General features: G+C 64.2%; 22 protein-coding genes. 7 read left to right on the top strand and 15 right to left on the bottom strand.

What is annotated here, in order from left to right; genetic code table 11:
• Nucleotides 1-200: 200 nt before the first annotated feature.
• Both AC1RMG_RS02465 and AC1RMG_RS02470 read right to left on the bottom strand, forming a co-directional pair.
• Nucleotides 201-866: a suppressor of fused domain protein gene (locus AC1RMG_RS02465; RefSeq protein ID WP_019094424.1), complete on the bottom strand. Its 666-nt coding sequence runs from the start codon at nucleotides 864-866 to the stop codon at nucleotides 201-203.
• Nucleotides 867-917: 51 nt separating this feature from the next.
• The gene (locus AC1RMG_RS02470) at nucleotides 918-1,667 is read right to left on the bottom strand and encodes an SIR2 family NAD-dependent protein deacylase (RefSeq protein ID WP_236204170.1); all 750 of its coding nucleotides are present in this window, start codon (nucleotides 1,665-1,667) and stop codon (nucleotides 918-920) included.
• A gap of 182 nt (nucleotides 1,668-1,849) precedes the next feature.
• Between AC1RMG_RS02470 and AC1RMG_RS02475 the strand changes: the two genes are divergently transcribed.
• Nucleotides 1,850-2,254, top strand: a complete 405-nt coding sequence (locus tag AC1RMG_RS02475; protein WP_011060751.1) for a response regulator — start codon at nucleotides 1,850-1,852, stop codon at nucleotides 2,252-2,254.
• A 33-nt stretch (nucleotides 2,255-2,287) separates the two neighbouring features.
• Here AC1RMG_RS02475 and AC1RMG_RS02480 read toward each other — a convergent pair whose 3' ends face one another.
• Nucleotides 2,288-3,157 (bottom strand): isocitrate lyase/PEP mutase family protein, encoded by an 870-nt coding sequence (locus AC1RMG_RS02480; protein WP_011060752.1) that lies wholly within the window; start codon nucleotides 3,155-3,157, stop codon nucleotides 2,288-2,290.
• 437 nt (nucleotides 3,158-3,594) lie between these two features.
• Here AC1RMG_RS02480 and AC1RMG_RS02485 point away from each other — a divergent pair, with 437 nt between their 5' ends.
• Entirely contained in the window at nucleotides 3,595-4,722 is a 1,128-nt protein-coding gene (locus tag AC1RMG_RS02485) for a saccharopine dehydrogenase family protein (protein WP_207239075.1), read from the top strand.
• 7 nt (nucleotides 4,723-4,729) lie between these two features.
• Here the strand turns inward: AC1RMG_RS02485 and AC1RMG_RS02490 are convergent, their stop codons facing one another.
• The 3 genes from AC1RMG_RS02490 to AC1RMG_RS02500 all read right to left on the bottom strand — a co-directional run bounded on the left by AC1RMG_RS02490 (nucleotide 4,730) and on the right by AC1RMG_RS02500 (nucleotide 8,113).
• Nucleotides 4,730-6,055, bottom strand: coding sequence for a hypothetical protein (locus AC1RMG_RS02490; protein ID WP_493168207.1), 1,326 nt, complete (start codon nucleotides 6,053-6,055; stop codon nucleotides 4,730-4,732).
• Nucleotides 6,056-6,172: 117 nt separating this feature from the next.
• Nucleotides 6,173-7,120 carry a GGDEF domain-containing protein gene (locus AC1RMG_RS02495; RefSeq protein ID WP_493168209.1) on the bottom strand — a complete coding sequence of 316 codons (948 nt, stop codon included), beginning with the start codon at nucleotides 7,118-7,120 and terminating at the stop codon, nucleotides 6,173-6,175.
• 3 nt (nucleotides 7,121-7,123) lie between these two features.
• Nucleotides 7,124-8,113, bottom strand: coding sequence for a response regulator (locus tag AC1RMG_RS02500; RefSeq protein WP_011060756.1), 990 nt, complete (start codon nucleotides 8,111-8,113; stop codon nucleotides 7,124-7,126).
• Nucleotides 8,114-8,899: 786 nt separating this feature from the next.
• Here AC1RMG_RS02500 and AC1RMG_RS02505 point away from each other — a divergent pair.
• Nucleotides 8,900-9,436 (top strand): DUF4174 domain-containing protein, encoded by a 537-nt coding sequence (locus AC1RMG_RS02505; protein WP_011060757.1) that lies wholly within the window; start codon nucleotides 8,900-8,902, stop codon nucleotides 9,434-9,436.
• 75 nt (nucleotides 9,437-9,511) lie between these two features.
• Here the strand turns inward: AC1RMG_RS02505 and AC1RMG_RS02510 are convergent, their stop codons facing one another.
• Nucleotides 9,512-10,687 (bottom strand): aspartate aminotransferase family protein, encoded by a 1,176-nt coding sequence (locus AC1RMG_RS02510; RefSeq protein ID WP_236204172.1) that lies wholly within the window; start codon nucleotides 10,685-10,687, stop codon nucleotides 9,512-9,514.
• A gap of 100 nt (nucleotides 10,688-10,787) precedes the next feature.
• Between AC1RMG_RS02510 and AC1RMG_RS02515 the strand changes: the two genes are divergently transcribed.
• Nucleotides 10,788-11,735: a LysR family transcriptional regulator gene (locus tag AC1RMG_RS02515; RefSeq protein WP_125063766.1), complete on the top strand. Its 948-nt coding sequence runs from the start codon at nucleotides 10,788-10,790 to the stop codon at nucleotides 11,733-11,735.
• Here AC1RMG_RS02515 and AC1RMG_RS02520 read toward each other — a convergent pair.
• Genes AC1RMG_RS02520 through AC1RMG_RS02530 form a run of 3 tightly spaced genes read right to left on the bottom strand, consistent with a single transcriptional unit; the run spans nucleotide 11,687 to nucleotide 13,456 of the window.
• Nucleotides 11,687-12,193 carry an NUDIX hydrolase gene (locus AC1RMG_RS02520; RefSeq protein WP_019094419.1) on the bottom strand — a complete coding sequence of 169 codons (507 nt, stop codon included), beginning with the start codon at nucleotides 12,191-12,193 and terminating at the stop codon, nucleotides 11,687-11,689. The genes AC1RMG_RS02515 and AC1RMG_RS02520 overlap by 49 nt on opposite strands.
• An 8-nt stretch (nucleotides 12,194-12,201) precedes the next feature.
• Nucleotides 12,202-12,909, bottom strand: coding sequence for an NUDIX hydrolase (locus AC1RMG_RS02525; protein ID WP_011060761.1), 708 nt, complete (start codon nucleotides 12,907-12,909; stop codon nucleotides 12,202-12,204).
• A 1-nt stretch (nucleotide 12,910) separates the two neighbouring features.
• On the bottom strand, nucleotides 12,911-13,456 hold the full coding sequence (locus AC1RMG_RS02530) for an adenylyltransferase/cytidyltransferase family protein (protein ID WP_493168212.1): 546 nt from the start codon (nucleotides 13,454-13,456) through the stop codon (nucleotides 12,911-12,913).
• 184 nt (nucleotides 13,457-13,640) lie between these two features.
• Between AC1RMG_RS02530 and AC1RMG_RS02535 the strand changes: the two genes are divergently transcribed.
• From AC1RMG_RS02535 to nadE, 3 genes are read left to right on the top strand one after another with little or no spacing between them, the layout of a single operon-like run.
• Nucleotides 13,641-14,288: a nicotinamidase gene (locus AC1RMG_RS02535; protein WP_493168214.1), complete on the top strand. Its 648-nt coding sequence runs from the start codon at nucleotides 13,641-13,643 to the stop codon at nucleotides 14,286-14,288.
• A gap of 9 nt (nucleotides 14,289-14,297) precedes the next feature.
• The gene (pncB, locus tag AC1RMG_RS02540; RefSeq protein WP_011060764.1) at nucleotides 14,298-15,527 is read left to right on the top strand and encodes a nicotinate phosphoribosyltransferase; all 1,230 of its coding nucleotides are present in this window, start codon (nucleotides 14,298-14,300) and stop codon (nucleotides 15,525-15,527) included.
• A 1-nt stretch (nucleotide 15,528) separates the two neighbouring features.
• The gene (gene nadE, locus AC1RMG_RS02545; RefSeq protein WP_493168216.1) at nucleotides 15,529-16,368 is read left to right on the top strand and encodes an NAD(+) synthase; all 840 of its coding nucleotides are present in this window, start codon (nucleotides 15,529-15,531) and stop codon (nucleotides 16,366-16,368) included.
• A 132-nt stretch (nucleotides 16,369-16,500) separates the two neighbouring features.
• Here nadE and AC1RMG_RS02550 read toward each other — a convergent pair whose 3' ends face one another.
• The 5 genes from AC1RMG_RS02550 to AC1RMG_RS02570 are packed head-to-tail and all read right to left on the bottom strand — an operon-like array spanning nucleotide 16,501 to nucleotide 19,072.
• Entirely contained in the window at nucleotides 16,501-16,968 is a 468-nt protein-coding gene (locus AC1RMG_RS02550) for a hypothetical protein (RefSeq protein ID WP_493168218.1), read from the bottom strand.
• Nucleotides 16,961-17,371, bottom strand: a complete 411-nt coding sequence (locus AC1RMG_RS02555; RefSeq protein ID WP_493168220.1) for a GFA family protein — start codon at nucleotides 17,369-17,371, stop codon at nucleotides 16,961-16,963. The genes AC1RMG_RS02550 and AC1RMG_RS02555 overlap by 8 nt, the downstream gene beginning before the upstream one ends.
• Nucleotides 17,371-17,892: a hypothetical protein gene (locus tag AC1RMG_RS02560; protein ID WP_015635213.1), complete on the bottom strand. Its 522-nt coding sequence runs from the start codon at nucleotides 17,890-17,892 to the stop codon at nucleotides 17,371-17,373. The genes AC1RMG_RS02555 and AC1RMG_RS02560 overlap by 1 nt, the downstream gene beginning before the upstream one ends.
• A complete protein-coding gene (locus tag AC1RMG_RS02565) occupies nucleotides 17,889-18,410 on the bottom strand; it encodes a hypothetical protein (protein ID WP_103290990.1) in 522 nt (173 codons plus the stop codon). The genes AC1RMG_RS02560 and AC1RMG_RS02565 overlap by 4 nt, the downstream gene beginning before the upstream one ends.
• Nucleotides 18,407-19,072 (bottom strand): hypothetical protein, encoded by a 666-nt coding sequence (locus AC1RMG_RS02570; RefSeq protein ID WP_019094411.1) that lies wholly within the window; start codon nucleotides 19,070-19,072, stop codon nucleotides 18,407-18,409. The genes AC1RMG_RS02565 and AC1RMG_RS02570 overlap by 4 nt, the downstream gene beginning before the upstream one ends.
• Nucleotides 19,073-19,208: the final 136 nt, after the last annotated feature.

A 19,208-nucleotide genomic window follows, 5' to 3' on the forward strand; every position in this document is an offset into this window, starting at 1 on the left:
ACCGCGCCGTGTACGGCCAGTGGCGAAAAAATAGCGGGGCAGTGAACAGAGCCACCGGTACGGGGCTTGGTTTCCAGCGGCAGGGCAAGAAAGCAAACGTCGTCGCGAGATTGTTCGCTGCTTGAATCTACCTCATGCGGGCCCGCCGTGGCGGGAAAAATGACGATCCGCCCTGGTCGTGGCGGATTTTTCACCGGCCTTCAGCACAGGCTGGCTCGGGTCGGGTCCAGCACCGGCGCTGCCCCGGCCAGGGCCAGGCGCTCCATCAGGGCCGGGTAGCCCTCGGCCTGGCCCCAGGCGTGTTCGGCCAGGGTCAGGCCGATGATCTGCAGAAATCCGAAGCGCCCGCTCAGCAATTGCCGGGGGCCGGCAAAACCCGGCGCGGGGATGAACAGCAGTGCCTGCAACAGGCTGTCGCCGCCATTGATCGGCTCGCCGGTACGCATGCGGTCCCATTCGCCCAACGGCGGCTGCTCGCCAAAACGGCCGGCGGCCAGCAGCAATTGGTAGGCGCAGAAATTGCGTAACAGGCGCAGGGCCCAGGGTGACTGTTCACGGGTTTCCAGCAGCAGTTCGTGGCCCATGCCGGATTCGCCATCGGCATCGGGCCGGGCATCTTCCCAGGCATTGGACAGGCCCGAAGTGACGTATAGCCAACTGCTGCGTCCGGCATTGGGCGGTGATTCGAAGACCCCGTGGGTGAGCCAGCGCGGATCGACGTCGTGCTGGCCAAAGACCTGGCTGAACAGCGCCATGTCCAGGGGATAGATGCCCGGGCCCAGTGCGCCGAACAGCGCCGGGTAGATCTGTTCTTCACGTTGCGCCCAGGCGGCTTCGAGCCATGAAGAGTCGGGGGATTGCGGCATGTGAAAGCGTCCTTGAACAGAAGCGGCGGCCCGGCTTGAGCCGCCAGGGAATCAGGCAAAGGCCTGGCGCAATAGTTCCGGCAGCAACTGCCCGGCCTTGCCCTCCAGGCTGTATTCCTCGGCGCCGGTGCAAGCCTGGGGCTGGGGGTTGATATGCACCACGCAGGCGCCGTGCTGCAGCGCCAGTTGGGGAATTCGCGCCGCCGGCTGGACCAGCCCGGAGGTGCCCACCGACAGCAGCAGGTCGCATGCTTCGGCGGCGTTGAAGGCGGCCTTGAGGGTCGCCTGGGGCAGGGGTTCGCCGAACCACACCACCCCGGGGCGGATCTTGCCGTTGCAACCGGTGCAGCGCGGCGGCTCCAGGCTGGCGCCCTGTTCCGGCAAGTCCGGCAAGGGCAGTTGGCCCTTGAACGGGCGGTTGCAGGCAAAGCACTTGGGGGTGTGCAGGCTGCCGTGCAAGTGCAGCACCGAGGGGCTGCCGGCGCGTTCGTGCAGGTCGTCGACGTTCTGGGTGATCAGGGTCAGGCGCGGCACCCGCCGGGCCAGTTCGGCCAGGGCCAGATGGGCTGGATTGGGCTGGGCCTGGAGCACTTTCTGGCGTCGCCATTCATACCAGCCCCAGACCAGCGCCGGGTCTTCGCGAAAGGCTTGCACGGTGGCCAGGCGCGCCGGGTCGAAGTGTTCCCACAGGCCGGTCAGGGCGTCACGAAAGGTCGGGATGCCGCTTTCCGCCGAGACCCCGGCACCGCTGAATACCACCACATGCCGGGCCTGGGCCAGGCGCTTGGGATCGAACTGCATGGTTGAAGATGTTCCTGCCGTGGGTGAAAGAACGGGGCGCCCGCTTCCGCGTGCGGATCGGACCGGTACTAAAAACGCGCCGGCCTTGCAGCGTAAATGAATTTATCGTCAAGGCGCCGCTCATAACTCTTGTCAGCGGTCCTGTGTGTAGCCGCCTCAATCCGTCAGGGAGTGTCACCCTCATGAACCCAGCCACGCCAGTCAATCCCGGCGCCCAATCCCGTTTGATCCTGGTGGTGGAGGATGAGCCGACGGTGCTGGAGTTTCTCTGCGAGATCCTGCAGGACGAAGGGTTTGCCACCCAGGCGATGGACAGCGCGGATCGGGCCTGGGAATTCCTGCAGGAACAGGCCGCGGACGTGGCCCTGCTGCTGACCGATATCACCATGCCCGGCACCCTCAATGGCGCGAGCCTGAGCAATTTGTGCGGCGAGCGCTGGCCGCAGTTGCCGATCGTGGTCATGTCGGGTTTCGAGACCCCCGAGAGTTCCGGGGTGCGTTATCCGGTGTCCTTCATCCGCAAGCCCTGGACCATCGGGCAGATCCTCGACTGCGTGGAAGGCGCGCTGAAATCGGCCCAGGGTTGAGGCGTGGCGCCTCACCCCGGCCAATCGCCGGTGTTACTCCTTGACGCTCATGAACTCCTTGGCCCAGACGATGTACTCCTCGGGCTGGGTGTAGGTGTGGGCCAGCTCGGTGGCGCTCAGGTCCGACGCCTGGGTGAAGATCTGCCGCTGCTCGCGCAGGCAGTCGTAGGTGGCCTTGATCGCGGCGAAGTAGGCGGCATGACCGTCCACGGCGATCTTCACGCCCAGCTCGGCCAGGCGCGCATCGTCCCGTAGCGCCGGGTTGCCGTAGGTCACCAGCATCAGCGGCACGCTCAGGTGCTCGGAGATCTGTTCCAGCTGTTCGAAATCACGGATGCCCACCATGCAGATGGCGTCGGCGCCGGCACGCTCGTACTGCTGGGTACGGCTGATGATTTCCTGCACCGGAAGGATGCCGGCGTTGGTCCGGGCGATGATCGCCAGTTCCGGATCAACCCGGGCTTCCAGGGCGGCGCGGATCTTGCCGACGCCTTCGGCCACCGAGATGAGGTCAGTGGATTTGCGCCCGAACTGGGCCGGCAGCAGGGTGTCTTCGATGGTCAGCGCGGCAATGCCGGCGCGTTCCAGTTCGACCACGGTGCGCATCACGTTCAGCGCGTTGCCATAGCCGTGGTCGGCGTCGGCGATGACCGGCAACTGCGCCACGCGGCCGATGCGGGTGGCCTGTTCGGCGAATTCACTGAGGGTGATCAGGGCGAAGTCGGGGGCCGCCAGCACTTGCAGCGAGGCCACCGAGCCGCCGAGGATGCCCACTTCGAAACCCAGGTCGGCGGCGATACGGGCAGACATCGGGTCGAATACGGAAGCGGTGTGGTAGCAGGAGTTGGAAGCGATCAGTTCACGGAAACCGCGGCGCAAATCTTGATGGGAAAGCCTGGACATAACAGCTCCGAGATAGGATCGAGAGATCGACCTTGAGGTCGAGTCAAATTTTGCAATCAGTTCCCTTGGCGAGCCGGGGAAAGAGCGGCTCACAGCGAAACGTTAGTTGGGCAGATGAAGATGAAACAAGGTGGGTAGCAAGGCGTCTTTATCCCGTTCGGTTGCGCGAACCGACGGGTTTATTATGCGAGGCCGACATAGCAGGACGAGGCTATCACGCTCCAGGGCCGTAGATGATGAGGATTTTGCATAGCATTATGCCGGACCGGCATTGGCATTTTTTTTCTAACTGAATATTACAAGCACTTGCCAGGGGCGTTTCGGGGGCATGTCGAAGGTTGTCGGGGGCTTGTCGAGCGCTGGCAAATCCACCAAGCTGCCGCGCCTCGAATGGCAGCGTTCATGCTGCGCAACGGCTTAGTTCAAGGATGCAGGCAATGGCGCTCAGGGTGTTGGTGGTGGGTGGTTATGGCAATTTCGGCAGCATCGTCTGCCGCTATCTGATCCATACCCCTGGGGTGCATCTGCTGATTTCGGGGCGCGACCCGCACAAGCTCGCGGCCAAGGTTCAGGCCTTGCAGGCTGAAGGCGGGCAGCCCTGCGAAGGCTGGTGCGGCGATGCCATGGGGCCGCAATGGGCGCCGGCGCTCAAGGCCCTTAAGGTGCACTGGGTGATTCATACCGGCGGGCCGTTCCAGGGCCAGTCCTACGCGGTAGCCCGGGGCTGCATCGAGGCCGGGGTCAACTACTGCGACCTGGCCGACTGTCGCCAGTTCGTGCGCGGCATTGGCACGCTGGATGAGGCCGCCCGGGCCGCCGGGGTGACGCTGCTCAGCGGCTGCAGCTCGGTGCCGACCCTGTCGGCGGCGATGATCGATGAACACCGTGAGCGTTTTTCCCGCATCGAGCGCATCGAGCACGGCATTTCCTCCTCGGCGAAGATGCCCGGCCTGTCCACCATCCAGGGCGTGCTGGCCTATGCCGGCAAACCCATCCTGCAACTCAAGGACGGCCGGCCGCACCCGGTGATCGGCTGGCAGGGCCTGACCCTGCGCAAGCTGCCCAGGCTGGGCACGCGGCTGGTGGCCAATGTCGATGTGCCGGACCTGGATCTGTTCGCCGAGCGCTACGGTGCCCACACCCTGAGCTTCCAGGCCGGCGCCGGGCTGAAGATCGCCGGGTTGGCCAATGCGCTGCTGGCCCAGGCGGTGAAGCTCGGCCTGGTGCGCGACCCGGCGCCCTGGGCGGCGCGCCTGCATCGCTGCGGCACCTGGTTCGAAGGTTTCGGAGATGGGCTCAGTGCCCTGTACATCGACGTGCACGGCCTGGGCCAGGACGGCCAGCCACTGTCGATGAGCGTGCAGCTCACCGCAACCCATGACCACGGGCCGGAGATTCCCAGCTGCGCGGCGGTGGCGGTGGTGCACAAGCTGCTCGCCGGCCATGTGCCGGCCCCGGGGGCCCGGTCCAGTGCCGGCGAGGTCAGCGTGGAGGAGTACCTGCGGGCGATCGACGATCCGGATCACCTGCAACTGCAAGTGAGTTTCTCGCGCCCGCCGGTTTAACCCCCGGTCACCACAGCAGCGGCTTGGCGAAGTCTTTCCAGAACAGCCAGCGCTGCACTTCAAGGTGCTCGCCGGTGCCGATCTGCCAGTCCGGGCGCCCGGCGTCCAGGTCAAGCTTGACGATGATCCCGGCATAGGTGGCGGCCACCAGGGTCTTGCCATCGGGGCTGATGTCCATGGCGGTGAGGGTCGAGCCGATATAGTGCTGCCAGCGTTCCTCGCCGTTTTCGCTGAAGGCCCGCAGGTAGCCGTAGGCGTCGCCGATGATGAATTCGTCGCCCCGTGACGCCGCGGCATACACCCGGGCACCTTCCTGCAGCACCGGGGTGCGCGCATCGTCACTGTAGAAATCGGTGGACAGCCCTGGCAGGTCGGCCACCGCCACTCCCACGCTGGCACCGCCATAGAAGTGGCAGGCATTGAGCAGCAGGCGATCGCCGCGCTGGTTGAAATGGGCGAAATGCGGGTACTCGCTGGCGGGGCCGATCTGCGCTACCCGTTGCAACCTTGCATCGAACACCAGGTGCGAGCTGCTTTGCTCGCCCACGGCGATCCACTGGCCATCGGGCGACACCGCGCCATGCTCCATGCTCAGGCCGATGCCCAGGTCCTCGGGGGCGACGCCATCGGCCAGCTCTTGCTGCAGGTCTTCCAGGCTCGGCAGCAGGCGCGTGGCGCCCTCGGCCTGCAGGACGAAGATGCCGTCGGAACTCACCAGCAGTACCCGGCGCCCGTCGGGGAAGGGGATCAGGCTGCTGGGGCAGCAGCGCCCGGTGTCTTCAAGCGCCACCCCCGCCGGCAGGTTCGCGTGGGGATCGGGCCAGGCAAAACTTGCCACCTCTGGCCCGTTCCAGCCGTCGGTGAGCTGGATGCCGTCAGCCCGTGCCCAAGCGAAATAGCGCCGCTGGGGGCACATGCCGAAGCCTTCCACCTGCTCCAGGGTCTGGATCCTTGCGTCGTCGATATGCACCACCTCGCCAGCCTCGTAAGGTGCGCCGATGCGCGCCAGCAGGCTGCCGTCCGGCAACAGGGCCAGGGTCGGAATCATCCGTCCCTGGCTTTCCAGGCGTGGCGACAATGGGAAGTGCGCCGGCGGCCAGTCCTGGCGGAATGCCTGGCGCCGGGCTGCGTCGTAGGGCTCCTGGTTGCTCGCTTCCAGGGCCGCCTGCCAGTCTGGCAGCAGGTGCTCGGTATCGGGCAAGTGCGGTTCCTTCAAGCCCTTCCAGCCGTCGCGGTTGCCGGTCTCGACATAGCGATTGATGTCGCGGGCATAGGTCAGCACGGCTTGCTGCCATTGCTCTTGCGGGGAGTGGTTCGAATTCGACTGGGACATGCGCGCAGGACTCCTTGTGGCGCTGGGAAAGGCGTAGCAGACCGGGGGATGGACCGGAAAAGCGCGCAGTTTATCCCTAGGGAGCGAGTTTTTTTCAGGTTTTTCCAGGGCTGCCGTTCAAGGCGCGTAGGTACTGACCCGGTTGCGCCCGGCGCGCTTGGAGGCGTACAGCGCCTGGTCGGCCCACTCGATCAGGCAGCGATGATCCCGGGCCGGACGGTCGAGGCAGGCGATGCCCAGACTGATGGTGAAGGCGATGGCCTGGCCGTTGTGGATCATCTCCTGCTCTTCCACCGACTGGCGCAAGCGCTCGGCCAGGGTGCGGGCCCCGGCAAGGTCGGTGTGGGGCAGGAGAATGGCGAACTCCTCGCCGCCATAGCGCCCGGCCACGTCGCTGTCGCGCACATGCTGGTGGATCAGCTCGGAGACGCGCTTGATCACTGCATCGCCGGCCTGGTGCCCATGGCGGTCGTTGATCGACTTGAAGTGATCGATGTCCAGCATCAGCAGGGCGATGCTGTTGCCGTGGCGGCTGTATTCGAACTGCAGGCGCTGTTCCCAGTGGCCGCGGTTGTAGAGCTGGGTCAGGTGGTCGGTGCGCGACAGGTGCTGCAACTGCTGGTTGGCCTTCTGCAAGGCCAGGCTGTTGATTGCCACGTCGGTCAGGTCGTAGATCACCAGGCAGACGTGGTGGATCTCGCTGTTGGAGGAGCGCAGCGGCAGCAGGGTGGTGTTCTGGTACATGAACTCGCCCTGGCCGGTGATCGGTTGGTAGTTGTTGAAATGCACCAGGTACGGCCGCTGCTTCCAGATGGTGAAGGCCGGCGTGCCGAGGGCCACCACGCGCCCCACCTTGCGGGTGAACCAGGGGCGCTCGACCTCGGGGAACAGCTCGAAGAACGACTGGTCGATGGCCTGCTTGGAGGGCACCCCGGAGCGGTTCTCCATGAAGCTGTTCCACACCTGGACCCGGCACTCCAGGTCGAGCACGACGATACCCACGTCGATGCTCTGGACCACCGCCAGCAACCAGTGCAGTTCACTGAAATCCATTCTCTTGGGCATGGCTCAACTCATCAGGTAGGCGAGCTTCTGTTCCAGCAAGGCCATGGAGCCTTCGGTGAACAACAGCAACAGGTCGAAGTGGATGTTCTGTTCTTCCAGGCTGTAGCTGATCTCCACCGCCTGGGTCTTTTTCCAGCGCTGCTGGTTGAGCACGATCAGCTCGTCGATGGTGGTGTGTTCCCCCAGTACCTGGGGATGGCCCACGGAAAAGAACACGTCCAGCTGGTCGGCGATGCTGCTCAGGCAGGCGCCGATCAGCACGCTGGAGAGGTCGATCAGCACTTCCATTTCCTGGTAGGGGTCGGTGCCTTGCTCTATCAACTGGGCGATGTCGGCCACTTCGGAGTCGTAGAACATCAGCAAGGCTTCGCCGGCGATGCCGCTGCCGATGTAGCTCTGGCAGATGGCGGTCAGTTGCCGGGCGCGGTTGGCATCGGCCAGCAGCATCTGCAACTCGCCGGCTTCCAGCACATTGACGTGGGGAATCGGCAGGTGCACGAAGACATCCAGGACCTTGGCGATCAGCGCCGCGGCGTAGCCCATGGAAACGTTGACGGTTTCCCGGAAGGCGTCGCGAAAGGTCACCACCGGTGCTGGCGAAGGGGCTGCCAGTGGCTTGGCGTCAGTGCTGTCCAGCAGTTGCAGTTCGTTGAGCAGGGCGCGCAGTTGCTGCGGGTCGAAGGGCTTCTTGAGGAAGGCCCGGGCGCCCAGCTCGCGGGTGCGGCGCACGGCTTCCTCTTGAATGTCGCCGGAGATGACAATGATCTGCGCCTCGATGCCTTCTTCCTGCACCGCACTCAAGACCTGGTAGCCGTCCATCACGGGCATGGTCAGGTCCAGCAGCGCCACCTTGCCCAGCCCGCGGCGCAGGGCTTCCAGGCCTTCGCGCCCGTTGCAGGCCTGGGTCACGGACACCCGCCACTCGCTGGGCAAGGTCCGCAGCACCTGCTTGCGGGCCATGCTCGAGTCATCGCAGATGAGGAGGGGGATCATCGGTATCGGACGCTCATTCGAAAAAATCCGTAAGGGATAGTGTTCGGTAATAGGGCGAGTTGCCGCTTTATAGTTGTGCCGTATCGGGCTGTCCGTGCCGCGCCGCACTATAGTTCCCTCGGCAATAAAAGAACAAGTAGTGATGGCTTCGGTTATTTGCTCCAGATCATTGTCTGCTGCAATTCAAGCAGGCCTGGGCATGTAACTTAGAGTTGTTGCAGAGCAGCAGTTAAAAGGCCGCGGCGGCCCGTGGCGTGGGCTGTGGCAATAAACTGAGAGGCCTCTGTAAGCCTTGATATAGACCGATTTTTCTATCGGGGTAGGGAGTGCGCGCCTGTTTTCTGACGTTTGAAAAATGACACTTGAGGCATAAGTTTAAAACTTTCGGAATCTTCTTGTTGATTGTTGCCGGAGGTTCTGCGAGTGGTTCGTTTCAATGGTTGTTAAGAGCGCTGGAGTTGTGTGGGTTGAATGTGTCGTGCAGCGGTTCTTATAAACAACCCAGGGCCGCTGTTGTATTGATTCGAATATTAAAGAGCGGGCGCAAGGCTGTTGGAGCGAGTGCTGCAGGGACGTAATTGTCGGGCTGCATATGCAACAAAACCTTACCGCGAACCTGGTTGTGCCGACCGCTCGAAGGGCGCGAGCCCCGGTCGTGCGCGGCCTGTGGCAAGCCGAAGACCAGCGCTGCGCCGTGGGCAAAAAAATGTCAGATTTTGAGTCCCGGCCTGGACCTTTTCCCGCAATGCGCAATCATTACTGCGTGGAAAACATAAGGAGAGACGCATGTTCATTCGGTCATTGACCTTCGCTACTCTGCTCGCTGTTGCCGGCCCTGTCCTGGCGGCCGACAACGACGGCCCATTGACCCAGGACCTGGGCAAGTCACGGCCACTGATCGTGATTGCCCCCAGCACCGTGGACCCGACCCTGGTGAGCCTGAAGAAGTCCCTGGAAGAGCCGGCCACCCGTCAAGCCTTCAACGAACGCAACATGGTCCTGTACACGGTGATCAACACCATCGGCCAGCGCGATGGCAAGGACATCGACCCGCAATCCACCATGGCCCTGATCCGCAGCCTCAAGCTGGGCGCCGGGGCGCAGACCAAGGTGATCCTGGTGGGCAAGGACGGCGAGAAGAAGCTGGAGCACTCCGGGGCCATCGAGCTCAAGGAAGTCTTCAGTGCCGTCGACCAGTTGCCGGCGGCGGAGAAACAGGCCGCAGCGCCGGCTCCGGCCCCCGAGCCGGAGGCCAAGCCGGCCAATGCCAAGGCCGGCAAGGCGGCCAAGCCCGCCGCAGCACCCAAGGCGCTGGACGACTGAAGCCCATGGGCGGAGGCCGGGGCAGGCGCTGACCGCCCCGGTGCCTGCCGACTGCATTGCCCCGCCTCGCCCAGGCTAGAGCGCCTCCAGGGTCTGACGCAGCCCATCGACGATCATCTCCACTTCCTGCCCATCGATCACCAAGGGTGGCAGCAGGCGGATGGTGGTGCCCCGGGTGACATTGATCAGCAGCCCGTGGTCACGGGCGGCGACCTGCACCAGCTCTCGGGCCGGCTGCCGCAGTTCGATACCCACCATCAGCCCCAGTCCGCGAATCTCCCGCACCGCCGGATGCGCCGCCAGTTCCTCGCGCAGCCGCCGCAGCAGTTGGGCACCGCGCTGTTCGGCGTTGGCCAGCAACTGCTGGTCCTCGATGACGTCCAGTACGGTGCAGGCCGCGCGGCAGGCCAGGGGGTTGCCGCCGAAAGTGCTGCCGTGGCTGCCCGGGGTAAACAGCTGGGCAGCCTTGCCCCGGGCCAGGCAGGCGCCGATGGGAATGCCGTTGCCCAGGCCCTTGGCCAGGGTCATCACATCCGGCACCACGTCTTCGTGCTGGCAGGCAAACCAGCGCCCGGTGCGGCCGATGCCGCTCTGGATCTCGTCGAGCATCAACAGCCAGTTGCGCCGGGTGCACAGCTCGCGCACGGCCTTGAGGTAGCCGGGTGGGGTCAGCTGGATGCCGCTTTCCCCCTGGATCGGCTCCATCAATACGGCACAGATGCGTGGAGCATGCTCGGCGACGGCCGATTCCAGGGCGGCCAGATCGCCGAAGCGCACCTTGAGAAAACCGCCTGGCAACTGGCCGTAGCCCAGGCGCACTGCCGGGCCGTCGCTGGCGGCCAGGGTGGCCAGGGTCCGGCCATGAAAGGCGTTTTCCATGACCACCACCAGGGGCTGCTCGATGCCTTTGTGCCAGGCGTGCAGGCGTGCCAGCTTGAGGGCGGTCTCGTTGGCCTCGGCCCCGGAATTGTTGAAGAACGCCCGGTCCATGCCGCTCAACTGGGTCAACTTGGCGGCCAGTTGCTGCTGCCAGTGGATGTCGTAGAGGTTGGAGCTGTGCAGCAGCAGGCCGGCCTGTTCGCTGATGGCGCCGACCAGCCGTGGGTGGCTGTGGCCGATGCCGGTCACCGCGACCCCGGCGATGGCGTCCAGGTATTCTCGCCCGGCCTGGTCCCAGAGACGGCTGCCCAGGCCTTTGCAGAAGCTCAGCGCGAGGGGTTGGTAGGTGCTCATCAGGCAGGCGGCGGTCATGGCGGGCGGCTCCATCTTGGGGGTGTGCTATCAGTATCGTTAGCCACCCAGGCTAGATAAACTCGCTATTTCTTTAATCATCTTGAAGTCAGGATTGATAATGGATCTGTTCCAGGCAATGTCGGTGTACGTCAAGGTGGTGGAGGCGGGGAACATGACCGCCGCGGCCCGGGAGTGCGGCATGTCCACCACCATGGTGGGCAATCACCTGCGGGCCCTGGAGCAGCGCCTCGGGGTGCGTCTGCTCAACCGCACGACACGGCGCCAGCGGCTTACCGATTTTGGCCGTGACTACTACCAGCGCTGCCTGGCGGTGCTGGGGCTGGTGGCGGATTCCGAGCGCCTGGCGGAGCAGGTCCAGGGCGAACCCACCGGCACCTTGCGCATCACCGCACCCCTGACCTTCGGCACCGAACGCCTGGCGCCAGCGCTGGACGAGTTCCGCCAGCGCTGCCCCCAGGTCAAGGTCGAGCTGACCCTGGCCAACCAGCGCTTCGACCTGACCGATGGCACCTTCGATGTGGCGGTGCGCCTGGGCAACCTGGACAACGCTTCGCTGATTGCCCGGCGCCTGCAGGACTACACCCTGACGATCTGCGCTGCGCCGGAGTATCTGGAGCGCTGCGGCACGCCCCAGGTCCCCGAGGACCTGCAGCGGCACAACTGTCTGGCATTTGCCTACCCGGCCGGTGATGAGTGGAGCGCCACCGCCACCCTGTGGCCGTTGCGCGGGCCTGAAGGCGATGTGCAGATTCCGGTGTCGGGGTCATTGCTGGCCAACACCTCGTCCGGCCTGCATCGTGCGGCGCGGGGTGGCCTGGGGCTGGTGATGATGCCCGATGCGCTGGTGGAGGAAGACCTGCAGCAGGGCCGGCTGGTACCGGTGCTGCAGGACTATCAGTTGCCCTTTCGGACGATGCACCTGCTCTATGCCCAGGACCGCTATCGCCTGCCCAAGCTGCGCAGCTTTGTCGACTTTGCCCTGGAGAAATGGGGGCGTCAGGCCGACTCGCTGGCCAGCAGCATCATCGCTGCCGACAGCGTGTGACCATCGGTGATCTGGCCGGCGGCGATCATTGCCAGCAACTCCTGGCGGCTGGCCCACAGCACATGGTCCACTTCGCCATCGGTGGCGGCGGCCTGCTGCTCGGCGATCTGCACCTGGCACACCGCCACGGCGCTGGCGATCAGCGAAGTGTTGCTGTGCAGCAGCCCCAGCTGGCGTACCTCTGAGGCTTGCCAGCCGGTTTCCTCCAGCAGTTCCCGGGCCGCCGCGTCGCAGGCGCTTTCCCCGACATCGATGGCGCCCCGGGGAAACTCGATGGACTGGCCGCCGATGGCCCGGCGCCGCAGGTTGACCAGCATCAGTCGGCCATCGGCCAGGGTCGGCACGGCCACGACGCCGTTCACCGCCTGGGCTTCCTTGATGATGAAGTAGCCGTTTTCACGGACCACCTTGAAGTACGGGGTTTCCAGCAGGCACTGGGTGTCGGGGGTGGAACTCATGGGGGCTATCACTCCAGGAAACAACGATCGAACAAATACAGCTCGGCGGGCTTGAGCTGCTCCACGGTGGCCTGGGGCCGGCCGCCGTCGCCGCTCTTCTTGCGCCCGGTGTCGCGCAGGTAGCCGGCCTCGCTCATCTTCAGCAGGCGCTGGCGGATGCTGGTCTTGAGCACCGGACGCTGCAGCACCAGGGAGAAGATGCTCACCGCCTCGGGGGCGCTGAACTCGTTGCCGAGAAACATCAGCGGCAGGCTGCTGTACAGGGATTTGGAAAACAGCCGCTCGTGCACCTGGGCTACCAGGGCGTTGTGGTCGAAGGGCAGCTTGAAGGCACCGCTGGCCACCTCGCCGAGGGCGAAGAAGCCCTGTTGCGCGGCGGGCTCCACCGGCTCGCTGAGGATCCCCAGGTAGAAGGTCGAGGACGACCAGCAGCGCGGGTCGCGAAAGGCGTCGCCCACCGTGCCCACCTGTTCCAGCCAGGCCAGGGGCATGTCCACCTTGCTCGAACGGCGCAGGCGTTCCACCGCGTCATTCAGGCTGCGGTCTTCGACGTCGCCGTTGACCACGATGCCCGGCAGCGCCCAGTGCCCGGCGAAGGGCTCGGCATCCCGTTGATGGAGGAGGATCTGCAGCTCGCCGCGTTCGCGGTGATAGCGCAGCAGGCACAGGTCGATGGTGTGCAGGTAGGCGCTGGGGAGGGTGGTGCGGTCGTGCATATCAACTTCCGTGGACGGCGTAGAGGCCGTAGTTTAGCGGATTCATTCCCGGAGCCAGCCATTGCCTGGGCGGCGTTTCGCCACGGGCCAGGCATTGGCGCAACACGCTGCTGCGCACCCCGGGCTGCTCTTCGATGCAGAGGACGGAAAAGCGCCGCATCAGTTCCTCGCCGCGATGGAACCTGGGCAACTGGCGCGCGACGTCTTCGCCCACCACCAGGGCGATGCGTTTGCCGTCCAGGGCCAGGTCGTCGGCCAGGCGTTGCAACAGGGTGAAGCTGTAGACCGGGCCCGGGTCGGCCAGGGCCAGTTGCCGTTCCAGGCGGCTGACCGCCAGCTCGGCGTCGCACTCTGGCTGCAGGTGCGCGGTGATTGCCTGCAACCAGCTGGCGCGCTGCTCGAAGTCGGCCATGCGCTTGCCGTCCGGGTGGCGGAAGCTGGGCACTATCAGTACCCGGCGGGCATGGCGGGCGGCTTCGAGCATCACCTGGGCGTGCCCGGCGTGGGGCGGGTTGAAGGCGCCGCCATAGAGGGCCAGTTCAAACATCTGCTTTTCCTTGTTAGGTACATGACGTGTACCTTGGCATCGCTTTTGTCGGCGGAGAATCTTCTTTTTCAGCTTATTTGTTCGGTTTGATTGAAGTCCGATTGAGAAAAATAAAATCCAAGGAGGGCTTGCCATGAAAGTACATGACATGTACTTTGTGATCCATGCAGAGGAGAGACCCAGCATGAACAGCCAAACGATGAAGACCGCTTCCTTCGATGTCGATGCACAAAAGAGCTTTACCCCGCTGTGCCCGGACGAGTTGCCCGTGGCTGAAGGCGATCGCATCGGCGGCGAGCTGAATTTCATGGCGACCCTCGCCAGCCTGCGTATCGGCAGCAAGGACGCCCACAGCCCCCAGGCGCCCTGGGTGGTGGCTGGGCACGCCCAGATGCTCCAGCCCACGGGCCTTGAACATGCCGATCTGACCTGGGTCAGCCACTGCGTTCCGGGCACTGAAGGCTTCACCCTTTTGGACGAACTGCCTGCGCCCTATGACTACGACTACTTCGTGTGGAAGGGCGTGGAGCCGGACCTGCACCCCTACGGCGCCTGCTACCACGACCTGCACGGCAAGCTGTCGACCGGGGTCATCGAGTACCTCAAGGGCCAGGGCGTACAGCAAGTCATAGTCGGCGGCCTGGCGTTGGATTTCTGCGTCAAGACCACTGCCCTGCAACTGGCCGCTGCCGGTTTCAAGGTGCTCATTCACCTGCCGGCGTGCCGGGCCATCAGCGCCGAGGGCGCTACCGAGGCCATCGCCGACATGCAACAAGCGGGCATCACGGTTGCCGCGACCCGCGAAGAAACCGCCAGATTGGCCAAGGTTTGAGGAGTCACCATGGAAAGTGCATTTGACCGCAACAACGGCGTGATCCAGAGCCTGCTGGATACCGACTACTACACCTTCACCATGATGCAGGCGGTGTTGCACCAGCACCCCAATGTGGACGTGGAATACCAGTTCATCGTTCGCTCCAGAGAGTCCCTGGTGCACCTGATCCCCGAGATCCGCCAGGAGCTGGAAAAGCTTGCCGGCCTGCAGATGCGCGAAGGCGAACAGCGCTTTTTGTTCAACAAGCGCTTTCGTGAATACCTGACCCCTGACTTCGAACAGTTCCTCGGCCTGTTCCGCTTCAACCTGCGCTACATCCACGTGGCGGCGGTCGACGGCCAACTGAGCATCCGCGTCCGCGGCCCGATGCTGCACTGCATCATGTTCGAGCAGCCGGTGCTGGCCATGGTCAGTGAGTTGCGCAACCGCGATAAGTACCCCGAGGTGGAGCTTGAGGATGTCACTCGCCGGCTCTATCAGAAGTTCGAATGGCTGGAGAAAAACGCCAGCCGCGACGAGCTTGCCGAGTTCCGCGTCTCGGATTTCTCTACCCGCCGGCGCCTGTCGTTCAAGGCCCAGCGTGAAGTGGTGAAGATCATGCGCAGCGATTTCCCCGGGGTCTTCGTCGGCACCAGCAATGCGCACCTGGCCTATGAGTTCGACCTGCCGCTGATCGGCACCATGGCCCACCAATGGCTGATGGTGCACCAGCAACTGGGGCGGCTGCGCGAGAGCCAGAATGCGGCCCTTGAGAACTGGGTGCACGAGTATCGCGGGCGCCTGGGCATTGCCCTGACCGACTGCATCAGCACCGATTTCTTCCTCAAGGACTTCGACCTGTACTTCGCCAAGCTCTACGACGGCCTGCGCCAGGATTCCGGGGACCCGATCCTCTGGGCCGACAAGGTCCTGGCCCGCTACCGGGAACTGGGCATCGACCCTCGGACCAAGGACCTGATGTTTTCCGATGGCCTGAACTTCGAGAAATGCCTGCCGATCCTGCGCCACGTGCGTGGCCAGGCCCGCTTCGGTTTCGGCATGGGCACCAGCCTGGCCTGCGATGTGGAGGGCGTGGAGCCGCTGAGCATCGTGATGAAGCTGGTGCGAGTCCACGGTGAACCGGTGGTGAAGTTCTCCGACGACCCGATCAAGAACGTCTGCGAAGACCCGTCGTTCCTCCGGTACGCGGCCCAGGTGTTCAACGTCGATCTTGCCCACTCGCCCCTGGAGGCCTGACATGAGCAATTCAACCCAAGCACGCATCGCCCGGGAACTGGGCATTGACCGGCAACTGGTTCGCGGTGGCGAGGCCGCCGAGATCGCCCGGCGTGTGGCCTTTATCCAGCAGGTACTGCGCGAGTCCGGCTGCAGCACTCTGGTACTGGGTATCAGTGGCGGGGTGGATTCCCTGACCGCCGGCCGCCTGTGCCAGTTGGCGGTGGAGCAGATGCGCGCCGCGGGGCAGGAGGCCCGTTTCATCGCCATGCGCCTGCCTTATCGGCAACAGGCGGATGAAAGTGATGCCCAGGCTTGCCTGGACTTCATTGGCCCGGACGCGGTGAGCACTTGCAACATTGCCGACAGCGTCGAGGGCCTGATGGACCAGGTGCGGATCGACGGCCTGCAGCCTTCGCCGGCCCTCACGGATTTCGTCAAGGGCAACGTCAAGGCCCGGGCGCGGATGCTGGCCCAGTACGCGGTGGCCAACTTCAGCAACGGCCTGGTGGTGGGCACCGACCACGGCGCCGAGGCCCTGATGGGTTTCTTCACCAAGTACGGCGACGGCGCCTGCGACCTGGCCCCGCTGTCGGGGCTGACCAAGACCCAGGTGCGGCTGCTGGCCGAGGCCCTCGGCGCGCCAGGGCATCTGGTGTACAAGGCGCCCACCGCGGACCTGGAGGAACTGGCGCCGGGCAAGCTGGATGAAACGGCTTATGGTTGCAGCTACGCAGAAATTGACGCTTACCTGATGGGCGAGCCCGTTACCGACGCGGTGCGCCAGTTGATCGAGCGTGCCTACCTGCGCACTGCCCACAAACGCGCCTTGCCACGGACCCCGGCGATAGCTGGCCTGTAGCAACGGACTTGTGTGGTCCGCCGAATCGCCTTCGCCGGCAAGCCGGCTCCTACAGGCAGCGCTGCACCCAATACCGTAGGAGCCAGCTTGCTGGCGAAGGGGCCCGGAGCAGCACCGCCACCCTTTGAGCGTTCAATCCGGCCATCTGCGCAACGCCTCACGGCAATCCTCGGTCAGCTCCGGCATATGCTCCCGTACCTGCGACCAACCCAATATCTCCAGCGCCTTGCGGGCGCCTTCTCGCAGCGGTCGCCATTGCGGGTGTTCGAAGCCGTTGTCTTCCAGGGTCAGGCCGTAAGCTTCCCGGCACAGTACTTCACAGCCGCTTAACAGTGCTTGCAAGCGCGGCAGCAAGTGCGGCGCCAGATGCAGCGGAAACTGCTTCACAAAACCAGCGAGATAGTCCAGATAGCCAGACCACAGATTGCACTCGGCACAGCAACCGACCTCCACCCGTTGTCGCTTGGCGTCCAGGGCGAGAAATTCCAGGGCCACGCCCAGTTCTCCCAACAGGATGATCCTCCGGTATTCGTCCTGGCCGTACCAGGTCCAGACGTTCGAGGCGAGGGGGGAGGTGCAGCGCGACGGTGCTTCACTCATGCTGTTCGCCTTTATCCTGCGTTGTCGGTGCGGGCTGCCAGCCCTCGGGCCAGCGGTCGCTGAACGAATGGCTGTGCGGCATCAGGGCCGGGTCGCGGTTGTCATCGAAGCAGCCCAGCAGCAAGGCAATGGTCGGCTGATCATCGATGGCCCCCAGGGAGCTGCCGCAAGCCCGGCAAAAGGCCCGGCTCGAAGAGTCCGACGACCTGAAGGTCGCCGGAGCGCCGCCAGGGCCGGTCCAGGTCACCCGTTCTCGGGGGAATTCGACCCACGCCAGCGTCAGCGCGCCGCTGTGGCGCTGGCACAATTGGCACGAGCAGGTGTGGGGATTGGCGGCAGGCCCCTGGGCCTCGAAGCGAATCTGCCCGCACAGGCAGCCGCCCTGGTACAGGCTGGCAGTCATCAGCGTGGGTTCTCCTGAGGAATCAAACGGTCCTTTTCCAAGTCACGCAGCAGTTCATCGAGCATCTCTCTGCGGCTTTCGATCTGCACCGGCGGTACATACCAGGCCGCCACACTATAGCCTTCACGACGGTAGTCGTAGGTCTTGAGCAGTTGGCCGTCCTTGAGCAGGCTGCCGCGCAAGTTGCTCTGGTAGGAGTAGGGCATGGGGAAGGTCAGCAGGGTGATGGCATTCAACGCGCCAAGCAGTCCCGCACTCTTGCCTCCAGGCTCGCTGATCAGGAGGCTGTAGCCGCTGCGACTGTAGCCACCATCGAGAAAGGAGAAGGCTCCGGTTTGACGCAGGGCGGCGATGGTTTCCCGTTGCTCCTGTTCGTCGAAGCGACTTTTCACCGGGCCCAGGTCCAGGGTCAGCGGTACATAGGGATGTTGACTGCGGTAGTCCAGCGGCGCCATTCGGGTGCCACAACCGGTGATGATCAGTGCGCTGCACAGCAGGGCGGTCAAACCTATGGGGTTCATTGGGCCTGACTCGCGGTTGGCAACAGTTGATCCTGACGCAGATCGCCAGCAAAGGCGCGGGCGATGCGCTGGATATTCTGCTCTTGCATTTCACCGCCCTGATCCAGCAGCCAGGTGTATTTATGCGTCAGGTTGCGATAGCTGTAGCGCTTGAGGAGCTTGCCCTCGTGCAGCAGGCTGATGTCGGTTTGGGTGTCGATGCCATTGGAGAGCGGCATCAGGAACAGAGTGGCGGCACTGAGGAAGATCAACGGCATTGGCGGCATGTCCCGCTCGGACTTGAATTGAATTCGGGCGCTGTATTCGCCAGCTTGTCCGGCGCCGGTCTGGACATCTTCGAACACCCCGGTGGCACGCAAGGCGTTACGTAGTTCAGCGGCGCGCAATGGGTCATCGACCATCACATGCAGGGGCATCAAATAGGCTTGGCCATCCGTCAACGGACGGTCCGGCAAGGTGTCGGTTGCCGCGCAGCCCGCGAGCAGCACAAGGGCGCAAAGGCTCAGGCAGGATTTCATGGATGATTCTCCGCAGTGGCGTTGGCTGGGCTGGTTTGCTTGTCGACGGGAAGGATGAAGGGCTTGGCCTTGTCCAGATCCAGCGGCATCCATTGCAGGTCCGGCAGCCCCGGCACCTGGCGCTGGGCAATCACGGCGTCACGGGGCATTTGATTGCTCCAGGCAAAGAAGCACTGGGTCACTTGGCTGCAGACTGAGCGAAACTCGCCGATGTAATACGCCTTGCCCGCCTCCAGGCGCAGCGGCAGTACGAACTCTTCGCGCGCTTCCTGGGATTGCAGGCGTGAGCCGAGCCCCGGGGTGTAGACCATGGACCAGAACTGGAAGTTGTAGAACTCGTAATCACCCGGTTTGAGCGGCATGACAAATACACTGCCGGCGGCGCGGGGTTCATGGATGTCCTCAGGCGTTGGTCGTGGGTCGCCCTCCCAGAGTGCCGCGGCGCCATTGATTGAGCCGCGCTTGCGAATCAGCAGGCGCAGGTTGGTGGCGGCACCGCCGCCGCCCAGGTACTGCGGGCCAATAGCGCCCACCAGATAGGTCGTGGGTTCGTTGGCTGCGGGTTGCAGAGGGGCGCTGACGATGGCGGCGGGTTGGCTGATGCAGCCAGAAACTATGCTGGTGGCCAGCAGCAAGGACGAAGCCTTGATTACGCGGAACATGGGGAACCCTGAAAGTGACTTTGGACAAGGCGCAGGCAGGGAGGCATGAGTGTCTGTACATGGCCTTCCCTGGCGCCGCTCGTGAGCGGCGCGATGGTACGAGAACCTTAGGGCTTTGTGTAGCGCGTTACCCGGA

This window comes from Pseudomonas sp. GW822-FHT04H02, from assembly GCF_058800645.1.

Bases quoted from the DNA above. Each gene is read 5' to 3' on its own strand.
- AC1RMG_RS02465 (WP_019094424.1), bottom strand. From the start codon at position 866: ATGCCGCAATCCCCCGACTCTTCATGGCTCGAAGCCGCCTGGGCGCAA.
- AC1RMG_RS02470 (WP_236204170.1), bottom strand. From the start codon at position 1,667: ATGCAGTTCGATCCCAAGCGCCTGGCCCAGGCCCGGCATGTGGTGGTA.
- AC1RMG_RS02475 (WP_011060751.1), top strand. From the start codon at position 1,850: ATGAACCCAGCCACGCCAGTCAATCCCGGCGCCCAATCCCGTTTGATC.
- AC1RMG_RS02480 (WP_011060752.1), bottom strand. From the start codon at position 3,157: ATGTCCAGGCTTTCCCATCAAGATTTGCGCCGCGGTTTCCGTGAACTG.
- AC1RMG_RS02485 (WP_207239075.1), top strand. From the start codon at position 3,595: ATGGCGCTCAGGGTGTTGGTGGTGGGTGGTTATGGCAATTTCGGCAGC.
- AC1RMG_RS02490 (WP_493168207.1), bottom strand. From the start codon at position 6,055: ATGTCCCAGTCGAATTCGAACCACTCCCCGCAAGAGCAATGGCAGCAA.
- AC1RMG_RS02495 (WP_493168209.1), bottom strand. From the start codon at position 7,120: ATGCCCAAGAGAATGGATTTCAGTGAACTGCACTGGTTGCTGGCGGTG.
- AC1RMG_RS02500 (WP_011060756.1), bottom strand. From the start codon at position 8,113: ATGATCCCCCTCCTCATCTGCGATGACTCGAGCATGGCCCGCAAGCAG.
- AC1RMG_RS02505 (WP_011060757.1), top strand. From the start codon at position 8,900: ATGTTCATTCGGTCATTGACCTTCGCTACTCTGCTCGCTGTTGCCGGC.
- AC1RMG_RS02510 (WP_236204172.1), bottom strand. From the start codon at position 10,687: ATGACCGCCGCCTGCCTGATGAGCACCTACCAACCCCTCGCGCTGAGC.
- AC1RMG_RS02515 (WP_125063766.1), top strand. From the start codon at position 10,788: ATGGATCTGTTCCAGGCAATGTCGGTGTACGTCAAGGTGGTGGAGGCG.
- AC1RMG_RS02520 (WP_019094419.1), bottom strand. From the start codon at position 12,193: ATGAGTTCCACCCCCGACACCCAGTGCCTGCTGGAAACCCCGTACTTC.
- AC1RMG_RS02525 (WP_011060761.1), bottom strand. From the start codon at position 12,909: ATGCACGACCGCACCACCCTCCCCAGCGCCTACCTGCACACCATCGAC.
- AC1RMG_RS02530 (WP_493168212.1), bottom strand. From the start codon at position 13,456: ATGTTTGAACTGGCCCTCTATGGCGGCGCCTTCAACCCGCCCCACGCC.
- AC1RMG_RS02535 (WP_493168214.1), top strand. From the start codon at position 13,641: ATGAACAGCCAAACGATGAAGACCGCTTCCTTCGATGTCGATGCACAA.
- pncB (WP_011060764.1), top strand. From the start codon at position 14,298: ATGGAAAGTGCATTTGACCGCAACAACGGCGTGATCCAGAGCCTGCTG.
- nadE (WP_493168216.1), top strand. From the start codon at position 15,529: ATGAGCAATTCAACCCAAGCACGCATCGCCCGGGAACTGGGCATTGAC.
- AC1RMG_RS02550 (WP_493168218.1), bottom strand. From the start codon at position 16,968: ATGAGTGAAGCACCGTCGCGCTGCACCTCCCCCCTCGCCTCGAACGTC.
- AC1RMG_RS02555 (WP_493168220.1), bottom strand. From the start codon at position 17,371: ATGACTGCCAGCCTGTACCAGGGCGGCTGCCTGTGCGGGCAGATTCGC.
- AC1RMG_RS02560 (WP_015635213.1), bottom strand. From the start codon at position 17,892: ATGAACCCCATAGGTTTGACCGCCCTGCTGTGCAGCGCACTGATCATC.
- AC1RMG_RS02565 (WP_103290990.1), bottom strand. From the start codon at position 18,410: ATGAAATCCTGCCTGAGCCTTTGCGCCCTTGTGCTGCTCGCGGGCTGC.
- AC1RMG_RS02570 (WP_019094411.1), bottom strand. From the start codon at position 19,072: ATGTTCCGCGTAATCAAGGCTTCGTCCTTGCTGCTGGCCACCAGCATA.